Origin of the sequence: uncultured Parvibaculum sp., assembly GCF_963975745.1 — a bacterium.
Taxonomy (GTDB): Bacteria; Pseudomonadota; Alphaproteobacteria; order Parvibaculales; family Parvibaculaceae; genus Parvibaculum.
The window spans coordinates 38,569-51,493 of record NZ_CAXBIB010000001.1; the positions used below are offsets into that span (position 1 = coordinate 38,569).

Annotated in this window: 10 protein-coding genes and 1 tRNA gene; 9 read left to right on the top strand and 2 right to left on the bottom strand. The window is 64.8% G+C overall.

Translation table 11 applies throughout. The features are described 5' to 3' along the window. Positions 1-75 precede the first annotated feature (75 nt). Positions 76-414, bottom strand: coding sequence for a P-II family nitrogen regulator (locus AAC071_RS00175; protein WP_293510435.1), 339 nt, complete (start codon positions 412-414; stop codon positions 76-78). A 305-nt stretch (positions 415-719) separates the two neighbouring features. On the opposite strand from AAC071_RS00175, the gene AAC071_RS00180 reads away from it, so the two are divergent. The 3 genes from AAC071_RS00180 (at position 720) to AAC071_RS00190 (ending at position 4,238) form a co-directional block, all read left to right on the top strand. Then, positions 720-1,895 (top strand): aminotransferase, encoded by a 1,176-nt coding sequence (locus AAC071_RS00180; RefSeq protein ID WP_339828551.1) that lies wholly within the window; start codon positions 720-722, stop codon positions 1,893-1,895. Next, positions 1,892-2,563 (top strand): phospholipase, encoded by a 672-nt coding sequence (locus AAC071_RS00185; protein WP_339828554.1) that lies wholly within the window; start codon positions 1,892-1,894, stop codon positions 2,561-2,563. The genes AAC071_RS00180 and AAC071_RS00185 overlap by 4 nt, the downstream gene beginning before the upstream one ends. 121 nt (positions 2,564-2,684) lie before the next feature. Continuing rightward, a complete protein-coding gene (locus AAC071_RS00190) occupies positions 2,685-4,238 on the top strand; it encodes an acetyl-CoA acetyltransferase (RefSeq protein ID WP_339828556.1) in 1,554 nt (517 codons plus the stop codon). Between the two features lie 61 nt (positions 4,239-4,299). Here AAC071_RS00190 and AAC071_RS00195 read toward each other — a convergent pair whose 3' ends face one another. After that, positions 4,300-4,707: a PH domain-containing protein gene (locus AAC071_RS00195; protein ID WP_339828558.1), complete on the bottom strand. Its 408-nt coding sequence runs from the start codon at positions 4,705-4,707 to the stop codon at positions 4,300-4,302. Between the two features lie 197 nt (positions 4,708-4,904). On the opposite strand from AAC071_RS00195, the gene AAC071_RS00200 reads away from it, so the two are divergent. The 6 genes from AAC071_RS00200 to AAC071_RS00225 all read left to right on the top strand — a co-directional run bounded on the left by AAC071_RS00200 (position 4,905) and on the right by AAC071_RS00225 (position 12,893). Further along, on the top strand, positions 4,905-5,486 hold the full coding sequence (locus AAC071_RS00200; RefSeq protein ID WP_339828560.1) for a histidine phosphatase family protein: 582 nt from the start codon (positions 4,905-4,907) through the stop codon (positions 5,484-5,486). A gap of 100 nt (positions 5,487-5,586) precedes the next feature. Next, complete coding sequence (locus AAC071_RS00205; protein ID WP_339828562.1) at positions 5,587-7,851, top strand: arylsulfatase; 2,265 nt, start codon at positions 5,587-5,589, stop codon at positions 7,849-7,851. Between the two features lie 119 nt (positions 7,852-7,970). Then, a complete protein-coding gene (locus AAC071_RS00210) occupies positions 7,971-9,497 on the top strand; it encodes an NAD(P)H-hydrate dehydratase (RefSeq protein WP_339828564.1) in 1,527 nt (508 codons plus the stop codon). 224 nt (positions 9,498-9,721) lie between these two features. Then, positions 9,722-9,806 (top strand) — tRNA-Leu (locus AAC071_RS00215). A 34-nt stretch (positions 9,807-9,840) separates the two neighbouring features. Beyond that, complete coding sequence (gene tig / locus AAC071_RS00220; protein WP_339829232.1) at positions 9,841-11,310, top strand: trigger factor; 1,470 nt, start codon at positions 9,841-9,843, stop codon at positions 11,308-11,310. A gap of 299 nt (positions 11,311-11,609) precedes the next feature. Next, positions 11,610-12,893: a type III PLP-dependent enzyme gene (locus AAC071_RS00225; RefSeq protein WP_339828566.1), complete on the top strand. Its 1,284-nt coding sequence runs from the start codon at positions 11,610-11,612 to the stop codon at positions 12,891-12,893. The last annotated feature ends 32 nt before the right edge of the window (positions 12,894-12,925 follow it).

A 12,925-nucleotide genomic window follows, 5' to 3' on the forward strand; every position in this document is an offset into this window, starting at 1 on the left:
TCGCCCGCGGCGCCCTGGGGCCCGCGTCGCGTCGTCTGTCGTCGGCGCCAGGGCGCCGGAACCGCGTCTGCGTTGCTAGATCGCCTCCACGCCGGTTTCGCCGGTACGGATGCGGATCGCTTCCTCGACCGAGGAAATGAAGATCTTGCCGTCGCCGATGCGGCCGGTGCGCGCAGCCTGCTGGATCGCTTCCACGGCCTTGGCCACCAGGTCGTCGTTGAGCACGACCTCGATCTTCACCTTGGGCAGGAAATCCACCACATATTCGGCCCCGCGATAGAGCTCGGTATGGCCCTTCTGCCGGCCGAAGCCCTTGGCCTCGGTCACCGTGATGCCTTGCAGCCCCACTTCCTGCAGCGCTTCCTTCACCTCGTCGAGCTTGAACGGCTTGATGATCGCCTCGATCTTTTTCATTCGTTCGCTTCCTTGCTTCCCGGGCTCGCCGCCCTCCGTTGCCCCTGATGGTTAGCACGGCCCGTGCCAACCCTTTCGGTGCCGGAAAGATATTTCGAATCAATGGCTTGGGTGAAATGCCGCGAATCGCTGCCCGTCTGTTGTGCAGATGAAATGCACAAGAAATAGTCAGTAAGGTGCAAAAACAGGCAGCGGGTTAATGCTGGCTCGAATGGCGGCGCATCCGATCCTTTCGGCGGGTGATTGACAGCCTCGGCCGGCCCCGCGACAAACGCCGCGACGTTTCACGTGAAAAGGCGAGGGCGATGCGGGCGGCGAGCCGGGTATTTGCGGGTCTGGGCACGACCATCTTCACCACCATGTCGGCGCTGGCCGCCGAGCATGGCGCCATCAATCTCGGCCAGGGCTTCCCCGACGACGAGGGCCCCGACGATATCCGCGCCGTCGCCGCCAGGGCGATCATGGACGGCCCCAACCAGTATCCGCCGATGATGGGCATGCCCGCGCTGCGCCAGGCCGTCGCCGCCGCCAACAGGCGCTTCTACGGCCTCGATATCGACTGGCAGTCCGAAGTCATGGTCACCTCCGGCGCCACCGAGGCCCTGGCCGACTGCCTGATGGGCCTCCTGAACCCCGGCGACGAGGCGATCCTGATCGAACCCGCCTATGACAGCTACAGGCCGATTATCGAGGCCGTGGGCGCGAAAGTCGTGACCGTGGCCCTTGAGCCGCCGCACTGGTCGCTGCCGCTCCAGGCGCTTGAGGCGGCCTTCTCCGACCGGACCAAGCTGATCCTGCTCAACACGCCGATGAACCCGACCGGCAAGGTCTTCGCCCGCGCCGAGCTCGAGGCCATCGCCGCCCTGATGATCCGTCACGATGCCTATGCGGTCTGCGACGAGGTCTATGAACATCTGGTCTTTTCGGGCGCCGCCCATATCCCGCTGATGACGCTGCCCGGCATGCGCGAGCGGACCTTGCGCATCGGCTCGGCCGGCAAGACCTTTTCCCTGACCGGCTGGCGCATCGGCTATGTCACCGGTCCGGCCGCCCTGTTGGCGCCGGTCGCAAAGACCCATCAGTTCGTCACCTTCACCACGCCGCCGCCGCTGCAACTGGCCATCGCCTGGGGCCTCGAACAGGATGACGCCTATTTCGCGAGCCTCGCCGCGTCGCTGGAGGCCAAGCGCGACCGGCTAGCGAAGGGCCTCGCCGATGCCGGCCTCGATGTTCTGCCCACGGACGGAACCTATTTCATCTCCGCCGATTTCAGGGCTCTCGGCTTCAATGGCAGCGACGACGACTTCTGCCGCGAGATCACCGTCAAGGCGAAAGTCTCGGCGATCCCGGTCTCGGCCTTCTACGCCGACCCCGCCAAGGCGCCGCAACACCTCGCCCGCTTCTGCTTCTGCAAGCAGGACGCGGTGCTCGATGAGGCGAGTGCGCGGTTGAAGGTCTGGGCGAAGGGCAGGGGCGCGTGACGCTGGCTGCGCAGCGCCGTCCCGCCGTCTCCGGCAAGCCCGCCTGGCTGACCGTCTTCCTGCATGGCTATGGCTCTTCCGGCGCCGAGCTGATGTCCTTCGCCGACTACTGGCAATCCTCGATGCCCGATGTCGCCTTCGCCGCGCCGGACGGTCCGGCGCCCGCGAGGGATGGCGGCTTCCAGTGGATCGGCAAGCGCCCGGCCGGCGACCCGCGCCTCTACGACGATGCGGTCGAGGCCGCGCCGGCGCTTAATGCCTTTCTCGACGCCGAACTCGCGAAGAACAATCTCGGTCCCGAACGCCTCGCCCTTGTCGGCTTCAGCCAGGGCACGGTGATGGCGCTGCATCTGGGTCTGCGCCGTGCCGTCGCGCCGGCGGCCGTGCTGGGCTTTTCGGGCGGCCTTGTCGGCGCCGACAGGCTGGCCGCCGAGATGACCTCGAAGCCGCCCGTCATGCTGGTGCATGGCGAACAGGATGCGCTGGCGCCGCTCTACGGCATGATGATGTCGGTGAAGACGCTTTCCCAGGCGGGTGTCGTCTGTCAGGGCCTGCCGATCCCCGGCCTCGGCCATGAGGTCAATGCCGATGCGCTGATCTATGGCGCGCGCTTCCTGCTCTCGGCCTTCGCCTTCCGCGCCCGTCACGCCGCCCCGGATGCCGGCTGACGCAGCGGCGCCGTGCCGCGCGGCCCGCCGCTGGACAGCGCGGGCCGAGCGGTTATTCTCTGCCGCCAATGGTTAGCATCACGAACTAAAATTCGTCAGAAAATCCGAGGGAGCGCCTTTCATGTCCGACAAACTCGACCCCCGCATGCCCGTGCTGGTCGGCTGCGGCCAGCTGGTCCAGAAGGAAAAGGATGTCGAAAAGGCGCTCTCGCCGATGCATCTGATGGCCGATGCCGCCCGCGCCGCCGCTGCCGACACCGGGCTGGGCGACAAGCTCTGGGCCGCCATCGACAATGTCACGACGGTGCGCTTCATCACCGACAGCCCGGATTCGGGGAGGCTGCCTTTCGGCCGCTACCCCAATGCGGCAAAGACGCTGGCCAACATGCTGGGCGCCAACCCGGCAAAGACCTGCTACGGCCCGACCGGCGGCAACACGCCGCAAATGCTGGTCAACCACACCGCCGAGCTGATCGCGCGCGGCGACACGCAAGTGGCGCTGGTCGCCGGCTCGGAATGTTTCGGCACGTTGATGCGCGCGCTGGGGCAGGGCAAGCAGCTCCCCTGGCACGACGAAAATCCCGGCGGCACCCGCATCGACATCGGCACCGAGAAGGCCGGCGTCACCGAAACCGAAAAGCGCCACAAGCTGCAATTCCCGGTCAACATCTATCCGATGTTCGAAAACGCCATTCGCGGCGCCAGGGGCCGCTCCGTCCGCGATCATCAGCTTGCCGTCGGCCGGCTGATGGCGCCTTTCACGGAAGTCGCGGCGAAGCACCCGCAGGCCTGGTTCCCCATCGCCCGCACGGCAGAGGAAATCGCCACCCCGACCGACGACAACCGCTATGTCGGCTTCCCCTACACGAAATACATGAATGCCATCATGCAGGTCGATCAGGCCGCCGCGGTGGTGATGATGTCGGTCGAGAAGGCGCGCGCGCTTGGCATTCCGCAATCGAAATGGGTCTTCCTGCATGGCTGCGCCGATGCCAACGATCTCTGGTATCCGACCGAGCGCGTCAATTTCCATTCCTCGCCGGCCATCCGCATGATGGGCCGCAAGGCCTTCGCGATGTCGGGCTGGAACATTGGCGAGATCGACTATTTCGATCTCTATTCCTGCTTCCCCTCGGCCGTGCAGATCGGCCGCGACGAACTCGGCATCGCCGAAGACGATCCGCGCCCGCTGACCGTCACCGGCGGCCTTCCCTATTTCGGCGGCGCCGGCAACAACTACGTCATGCACTCGATCGCGACCATGATGGACAAGCTGCGCGCGAAGCCGGGCAGCAAAGGCCTCTGCACCTCGAACGGCTGGTACGTCACGAAGCACGGCCTCGGCCTCTATTCGACGACGCCGCGCGAAGGCAGATGGGAGCGCGAGAGCCCGGCGACCTATCAGGCCGAGATCGACGCCGAAAAGCATCCGAAGGTCGAGGAAAAGCCCAACGGCAAGGCGAAGATCGAGACCTACACCGTGGTCCATGGCCGCGGCGGCGCCGAATTCGCGATCCTGTTCGGCCGCATGGCCGACAGCGACGCCCGCTTCGTCGCCCACACGCCCAACGATCCGGCGACGCTTCAGGACATGCTGACCCGCGACCAGCTCGGCCGCCCCGGCACCGTCCAGTCCTTCGCCGACGGCAGCGTCAACATCTTCACGCCTGATTAAATAAAGACGTCATTGCCGGGTCGAACCGAAGGTCCGTGACCCGGCAATCCAGAAGCACAGATCACACGGCCGGTTTTGTGGCCTTCTCTACAAGTCGCTTGAACTCAATCGGTGTCGCAATCAACGGAAAGTTGATATTTCCAACACCTGTTCCTCGAACAATAACGCGTCCATATCCAAGCATTCGACCAAGAATGCCTTGTCGCAGGTTTGTCCCCTCAATCCGCCTAATGTCGATCTCGTCAACATTCCGGGAGATAACACCCCGCTTGTAGATGACCCGCTTATTGGTGATGACAAATTCTTTCAGGTAGTAGCTCAACACCATATATGCGGCGATGATGGGACCTATGATTATTGTGAAACCTATGATGAAGATGATCGCAGCGAAGACCAGATAAATCCAATGTATCTGCGCCTCCCCTAATACCTGTTCGTCCGATTCAAGGACTTCTGCCACATATCCCACGTTGGTCTCCCCCAAGTTGGTCTATACTTTCGCTCACCGATCAAGATTGTACTGTCATAAATTTTCATAGTGAATGTATCTCTTTATTTTCATTACGACCATCAGCTGTTTGGCCGCTGACGGCAGCAGTCTTGCTACTAGTTCAATAGGGCGATACTCCCTCTGCATCGAATATTGAATGTGCAAGGACTCCACCCATGCCCACCATCTACATGATCCGCCACGGCGAGGCCGCTGCCGGCTGGGACGCCGATACCGATCCGGGCCTCAGCGACAGGGGCCGCGCGCAATCCGAAGCCGTCGCCCGCGAGATCGAGGCGCGTGTCGGCCGCAAGCTGCCGCTTCTGTCGTCGCCGCTTCGCCGCTGCCGCGAGACCAGCGAACCGCTGGCCGCAAGCTGGGCCGACAGCGCCGCCATCGAGCCCCGCGTCGCCGAAATCCCCTCGCCGATCGAAGACCTCGCCGAACGCGGCCCCTGGCTGCGCCGCCTGATGGCCGGCAGCTGGGCCGAAGCGCTGACGCCGGACAACACCGGTCACGGCAAGGTCGATCTGGCGGCCTGGCGGCAGGCGGTCGTCGATGCGCTGCTGGAGCGCCGCGAGGACACGGTGATCTTCTCCCACTTCATCGCCATCAACGTCGCCACCGGCGCCGCCCTCGGCGACGACCGCCTGATCTCCTTCCGCCCCGACAATTGTTCGGTCACCATCTTCGAGACCTCGGGCACGGCGCTGAAGCTGGTCGAGCAGGGCAGGGAAGCCGAAACGAAGGTCAACTAGCGCCGCCTTCGGGAACCTCGTAATCGCCGCTTGTTCTTCGCCGGCCGCACCTATTTAATGATAACCATTAGAACAGGCGCGAACCGGGGAGGGACGGGCGATGACCTACAGGCATCCATCGGGCGAGGAATTCGGCGGCGTCATCGGCCGCACCGTCGCGGAATCGACGCCTTGGTGGCCGGAGCCAAAACTGGCGGCCGGCACCCCCGATGTCGTGATGGTCGTGCTCGACGACACCGGCTTCGCCCATCTCGGCTGCTACGGCTCGACCATCGCCACTCCCAACATCGACGCGCTGGCCGCCAAAGGCGCGCGCTTCACCGGCTTCCACACCACCGCGCTCTGCTCGCCGACGCGTGCCTGCCTTCTGACCGGCCGCAACCATCATGCGGTCGGCATGCGCGGCGTCTCGAATTTCGACACCGGCTTTCCCAACATGCGCGGCGCGATCCCGAAAAGTGCCGCGACGCTGGCCGAGATCCTGCGCGACAAGGGCTATGCAACCTTCGCCGCCGGCAAATGGCATCTCGCGCCGATGAGCGAATGTTCGGCCGCCGGTCCCTTCGCCAACTGGCCGTTGCAAAAGGGCTTCGACCGCTATTACGGCTTCCTGCAGGGCGAAACCGATCAGTTCTATCCCGAGCTGACGCATGACAATCACTTTGTAGATGTGCCGGGCCGCGCCGAGGACGGCTATCACGTCTCCGAAGACATCGTCGACCGTTCGGCAGGCATGATCCGCGACATCGTCTCGCTTGTGCCCGAGCGCCCGTTCTTCCTCTATCTCGCCTTCGGCGCCATGCACGCGCCGCATCAGGCGCCGCAGGCCTATCTCGACAAATATCGCGGCAGGTTCGACGCCGGTTGGGATGTGGTGCGGGCGGAATGGTTCGAGCGCCAGAAGCAGATGGGCGTCATCCCGAAGGACACGGCGCTGGCACCGCGCAATCCCGGCGTTCGTCCGTGGGGGGAGCTTTCGTCGAACGAAAAGGCATTCGCCGCCCGGCTTCAGGAAGCCTTCGCCGCCATGCTCGAACACACCGATGTCCAGATCGGCCGACTGATCGACTTCCTGAAATCGATCGGCCGCTGGGACAACACGCTCTTCGTTCTGCTGTCCGACAATGGCGCCAGCCAGGAAGGCGGGCCGAAGGGCGTCTTCGACGAGATGAAATGGTTCAACGGCATGCCCGAAGATGTCGACGCGGCGGTCGCGCGCCTCGACGACATCGGCGGTCCCGAAAGCCACTGCAACATCCCCTGGGGCTGGGCGCAGGCCGGCAACACACCGCTGAAATGGTACAAACAGAACACCCATGGTGGCGGTGTCCGCGATCCGCTGATCATGCACTTCCCGGCCGGCCTCGCCGCGCCTGGCGCCAGCCGCCGCCAGTTCTGCCACGCGGTCGACATCGCGCCGACCGTGCTCGACATCGTCGGCATCGAAACGCCCTCCGTCGTCGCCGGCGTGCCGCAAATGCCGGTGCATGGCGTCAGTCTCAAATCCGCCATCGCCGATCCTGAAGCAACGATTGCGCGCGGATCGCAGTTTTTCGAAATGCTCGGCCATCGCGGTATCTGGCAGGATGGCTGGAAGGCCGTGACGCGCCACGAACAGGGCAAGCCCTTCGACGAGGACCGCTGGGAACTCTACAACCTCGCCGAAGACTTCTCGGAGACCAACGACCTCGCCGCAAGCGAACCCGAACGGCTGAAGGCGCTGATCGATCTCTGGTGGGCCGAAGCCGAAGCACAGGGCGCGCTGCCGCTCGACGACCGCAACGGCCTCGCGCTCTTTGCCGCCTCGCGCCGTCCCGGCATGCCGACGTCGCGCCGCCGCTTCGTCTATCACCCGCCGGTCTCCCACATCGTCGCCGATGTCTGCCCGCCGGTTGCGCGCGGCTGGCGCATGACGGCCGACATCGATCATCCGGCGGGAAAGGGCGACGGCGCCCTTGTCGCACGCGGCAGCATCAATTCGGGCTTCGTCCTCTACATCAGGGAAGGCCGGCCGCATTTCGACTACAACTGTTTCCACCAGCACACGGTGGTCGCCGCTGCCGCGCCGCTCGCGCCGGGCGCACACATGATCGAGCTCGATGTCGCGCGCCGTCCCGATGGCGGCGGCGACGTCTCCCTGCTGGTCGATGGTCAGGAGGTCGCCGCCGGCACGATCCCGAAACTTCTCTTCATGATTTCTTCCACCGGCATGGATATCGGCCGCAGCCTCTCGCCGGTCTGCCACGATTACGTCGAGCCCTTCGCCTGGCCGGGCCGGATACGCACCGTCATCTTCGACATCCCCGCCCATGAGCGCCGGGGCGAAGCCGTCGCCCAGGTCCGTGCCGCCATGTCGCAGCAATAGGAGAGGGGGACGATCGACGTCATCAGGGGCGGGCCTTGCCCTGTCGTTCGCGCGACCGGCCTGCAATTTTGGACCGCGGCGCCCATTGGCCGCCGCAATTGCGGGCCTATAGTGGCGACATGACATCCGCCGCCGATTCCCTGTCGCCTGAAATCCTCTCGGGCGCGCTGCTGACCACCGCCGAGATGGGACGCGCCGACGCGCTGACAATTGCGCGCGGCCGTCCGGGATCCGTCCTGATGGAAAATGCCGGCCGCGCCGTGGCCGAAGCGGTGACCGCTCGCTTTCCGCCGGGCCCCGTCGCGGTGCTTTGCGGGCCGGGCAACAATGGCGGCGACGGTTTCGTCGCCGCGCGCCTGCTTGCCGAACAGGGCTGGCCGGTGACGCTCTTCCTGCTCGGCCCGCGCGACGGCCTGAAAGGCGACGCCGCCGAGGCGGCCGCCCGCTGGCCGGGCGAGATGCGCCCGCTGACCGCCGATGCCGCCGACGGCGCCGCCCTCGTCATCGACGCGATCTTCGGCGCCGGCCTCGCCCGCGACGTCGACGGCATCGTCGCCGAACTGATCGACCGCGTCGCGGCCGCCGGCCTGCCGGTCGCCGCCGTCGATGTGCCGACCGGTCTCGACGGCGACAGCGGTCAGCCGCGCGGTACGGCCTTCAAGGCAACGCTGACCGTCACCTTCTTCCGACTGAAGCCCGGTCATCTGCTGCTGCCGGGCCGCCGTCTCTGCGGCGAGTTGAAGGTCGCCGATATCGGCATCCCGTCCGACGTGCTGGGCGAGATCGCGCCGCAGACCTTCATCGACCATCCGCCGCTCTGGGCGGCCGACTTTCCGCGCCCTTCGGTTGACGGCCACAAATACACCCGCGGCCATGCCGTCGTCGTCTCGGGCGGCGCGGCGCATACGGGCGCGGCGCGGCTTGCCGCGCGCGGCGCCTTGCGGGCAGGGGCGGGCCTGGTCACCGTCGCGACGCCGCCCGCGGCGCTGCTTGTCAATGCGGCGCATCTGACCGCCATCATGCTGGCGCCCTTCGACGGTGCCGACGGCTTGACCGCCATCCTCGAGGACAAGCGCAAGAACGCATTGCTGATCGGCCCCGGCGCGGGCGTCGGCGCGGCGACGCGCGAAAACGTGCTGGCGGCGCTGCTGTCCGGCGCCGCGATGGTGCTCGACGCCGATGCGCTGACCGCCTTCGCCGAAATCCCGCGCGACCTCTTCGTCGCCATCAAGGGCTATTTCGCCGGTCCCGTCGTGCTGACGCCGCATGAGGGCGAATTCGCGCGGCTCTTCCCGGCATTGGCCGCCTCCGGCGAGAGCAAACTCGTCCGTGCACGGCGCGCCGCCGCCGAAGCCGGTGCCGTCATCGTGCTGAAAGGCGCCGACACCGTCATCGCCGCGCCCGACGGCCGTGCCGCCATCAATATCAATGCCGGTCCCGAACTGGCCACCGCCGGTTCCGGCGACGTGCTGGGCGGCATCGTGCTCGGCCTTCTGGCACAGGGCATGCCGCCATTCGAGGCCGCCGCCGCCGGCGTCTGGCTGCATGGCGAGGCCGGCGCCGCCTTCGGGCCCGGTCTGATCGCCGAGGATATTCCCGAAATGCTGCCCGCCGTTCTGCGCGACCTGCCGGCCGAACTCGGCTGACCTCGTCTTTGTCCGATAAACCCGGGGACAAGATTATTCTGGTCCCGCCCGCGTAGCCGCCGCCGGAGCCTTTGTGACAGTTCCGTGACAGTTGCGTGACAGAGGGGGGGTCTGCTGCTGTTTTCCGCTGTGCTCTTTTGCTGGCAATCGCCCGAACCCCTTGATATAGAGAGCGCCAAATTGGGGAGCGGCTGGCTCTTGTCGGGCCTCGTCGTCGGCCCATGGCGGGCGTGGCGGAATTGGTAGACGCGCTGGATTTAGGTTCCAGTGCCGCAAGGTGTGGGGGTTCGAGTCCCTCCGCCCGCACCAGACCGAAACCCCTTGAAATACAATGGATTGGAAGATGCAGGTCACGGTCACCAACACGGACGGTCTGAAGCGCGAATTGAAGATTCAGGTTCCCGCACAGGATCTCGAAGCCCGCCTCGGCGCCAAGCTCGAGGAGATGAAAAACCAGGTTCGCCTCAAGGGCTTCCGTCCCGGCAAGGTGCCGGTCAGCCATTTGCGCAAGACCTTCGGCAAGCAGGTCATGGGCGAAATCATCCAGGAAGCCGTCGGCGAGTCGAGCCAGAAAGCGCTGGCCGATGAAGCACTTAGGCCGGCCTTTCAACCCTCGATCGATCTTGAGGGCGAGATTCAGGAAGTGATGGACGGCAAGGCCGACCTCACCTTCAAGATGAGCTTCGAGGTTGTGCCGACCTTCGATCTTGCAGATTTTTCAAAGGTTTCCGTCGAACGCCTCGTGGCCGAGGTGAAGGACGCCGACATCGACGAAGCGCTGAAGCGGCTTGCCGAGAACCAGAAGAATTTCGAACCCCGCGCCGAAGGTGCCAAGGCCGAAGACGGCGACCTGCTGACGATCGACTTCGTCGGCAAGATCGACGGCGTCGCCTTTGACGGTGGCTCGGCCGAAGACGCCAATCTCGAACTGGGTTCGGGCCGCTTCATTCCGGGCTTCGAGGAACAGCTCGTCGGCGTCAAGGTCGGCGACGAAAAGACCGTCAATGTGACCTTCCCGGCCGAATACGGCGCCGAACAGCTCGCCGGCAAGGACGCGGTCTTCGACGTTAAGGTCAAGGAAGTCAAGGCACCGGCCGAGGTCGCGATCGACGACGAACTGGCCAAGCGCTTCGGTTTCGACGCGCTCGACAAGCTGCGCGAAGCGCTCGCCGAACAGATCAAATCGGACTATACGCGCATGTCGCGTGCCCATATGAAGCGCGCCATGCTCGACAAGCTCGACGAACTGCATGATTTCGAACTCCCACCCTCGATGGTCGAGCAGGAATTCGAACAGATCTGGCAGCAGTTCCAGCACGAGCTCAGCCACCAGAACAAGACGGCCGACGATCTCGACGAACCCGAGGACGAGGTGAAGGCCGAATACCGCAAGATCGCCGAGCGCCGCGTTCGCCTCGGTCTGGTGCTGGCCGAAGTCGGCGAGAAGAACAGCATCTCGGTCACCGAGCAGGAACTGAGCCAGGCGCTGGCCGAACGCGCCCGCCAGTTCCCCGGTCAGGAACGGCAGCTTTATCAGTACTACCAGCAGAACCCGCAAGCCGTGCAGGAACTGCGCGCGCCGATCTTCGAAGACAAGGTCGTCGACTTCATCGCCGAACTGGCCGATGTCACGGACAAGCCCGTGAGCCGTGACGAACTTTTCGCGGACCCCGATGCTGAAGAGCATGTCCACGACGAGAACTGCGACCATGACCACGACCATGATCATGGCGAGGCGAAGCCGGCAAAAAAGGCCGCCGCCAAAAAGCCCGCCGCGAAGAAGCCGGCCACCAAGAAAAAGAAGGAAGACTGACGCGCATGATGCGTTGACGGCAAAGGCCCGGAGCAACCCTCCGGGCCTTTGTCGTTTCCGCCGCCGCATTGTCGCCGCAATTCAATCCGCGCGCATCGAGGCGCATTAGGAATTTGTTAGCAAAAAACTTTGCCGACGACCCAAATACCTGTTGCGCAGACTCATCGATACCTATATCTCCGCGCATCACAAGACGCACACGCACGTGCCACTGGCCCCTGGCAGGTTTATGCAACGACGGAAGCGTCCTTTTTGGATCACGCCGGTCTGAGTACCGGGTCTGAAAAAGGGTGTTGACGATGTTCGCCTCCGAGCAGGGCCGCCGTGCCCGTTCGCGCTCCTCTTCCAAAGCAATCGCAAAGTCCGTTCCGTCCGCGAAGGCGGGCAAGGGCCGCAAGCCACGCTTGCGTCTTGTGCCGCAGGCGGCCGAGTTGCCGCTGGAACGCGGTGGGCTGCCACCCAAGATTGCCCGCTACATCGCGACGGCCGAGCTGCCGTCGCCCTGTCTTATCGTTGATGTCGACATCGTCGCGCACAATTTCGAGGAGCTGGCCCGCTCGCTTCCCGAAGCGCGCATCTTCTATGCGGTGAAGGCCAACCCCGCCGACGAAATCGTCGCGCGCCTCGCGCGTCTCGGTTCGGCCTTCGATACGGCCAGCATGGGCGAGATCGATCTCTGCCTCAGCCATGGCGTGTCGCCCGACCGTCTCTCCTTCGGCAACACAATCAAGAAGGAGCGCGACATCGCCGCGGCTTACGCCAAGGGTGTGCGTATGTTCGCCTTCGACAGCCGGCCGGAACTCGAGAAAATCGCCCGTGTTGCACCGGGGTCTAAGGTCTATTGCCGCGTGCTGATGGAGTGCGACGGTGCCGAATGGCCGCTTTCGCGCAAGTTCGGATGTGAGCCCGCAATGGCCGTCGACCTGCTGGCCGGCGCGAAGGCCCTCGGACTGGATGCCTATGGACTCTCCTTCCATGTCGGCTCGCAGCAGACCGATCTGACACAGTATGACAAGGCGCTTGCGCTCTCGGTTTCGCTCTTCCGCGACCTCGCGGCGCGCGGTGTGACGCTGCGCATGGTCAACATGGGCGGCGGCTTTCCCTCGCGCTATCGCACGGACGTGCCTTCGATTCCGGCCTATGGAGCCGCGATCCGCGAGGCGCTCGCGCGTCACTTCGGCGACAGCATGCCTGAGGTGATTGTCGAGCCGGGCCGCGGGGTCGTCGGCGACGCCGGCGTGATCCAGGCCGAGATCGTTCTGGTCTCGGAGAAGGGCGGAGACGACGACCGACGATGGGTCTATCTCGACGCCGGCAAGTTCCACGGCCTGGCCGAGACCATGGACGAGGCGATCAAGTACCGCCTGCTGACCTCGCGGGATGGCGGTGAGACGTCGCCGGTCGTACTGGCCGGGCCGACCTGCGACAGCGCCGACATTCTCTACGAGAAGACGGACTATCGCCTGCCGACGGCACTGGTTGCCGGCGACAAGGTCTGGATACTGGCAACGGGCGCTTACACAACGACCTATTCGGCCGTCGGCTTCAACGGCTTCCCGCCGCTTGCCAGCGTCTGTATCTGAGGTCGGAAGAAGCTCGCTCACACACATTTCAT

Excerpts from the sequence above, each read along its gene's own strand:
- AAC071_RS00175 (WP_293510435.1), bottom strand. The coding sequence starts at position 414 with ATGAAAAAGATCGAGGCGATCATCAAGCCGTTCAAGCTCGACGAGGTG.
- AAC071_RS00180 (WP_339828551.1), top strand. The coding sequence starts at position 720 with ATGCGGGCGGCGAGCCGGGTATTTGCGGGTCTGGGCACGACCATCTTC.
- AAC071_RS00190 (WP_339828556.1), top strand. The coding sequence starts at position 2,685 with ATGTCCGACAAACTCGACCCCCGCATGCCCGTGCTGGTCGGCTGCGGC.
- AAC071_RS00200 (WP_339828560.1), top strand. The coding sequence starts at position 4,905 with ATGCCCACCATCTACATGATCCGCCACGGCGAGGCCGCTGCCGGCTGG.
- AAC071_RS00205 (WP_339828562.1), top strand. The coding sequence starts at position 5,587 with ATGACCTACAGGCATCCATCGGGCGAGGAATTCGGCGGCGTCATCGGC.
- AAC071_RS00210 (WP_339828564.1), top strand. The coding sequence starts at position 7,971 with ATGACATCCGCCGCCGATTCCCTGTCGCCTGAAATCCTCTCGGGCGCG.
- tig (WP_339829232.1), top strand. The coding sequence starts at position 9,841 with ATGCAGGTCACGGTCACCAACACGGACGGTCTGAAGCGCGAATTGAAG.
- AAC071_RS00225 (WP_339828566.1), top strand. The coding sequence starts at position 11,610 with ATGTTCGCCTCCGAGCAGGGCCGCCGTGCCCGTTCGCGCTCCTCTTCC.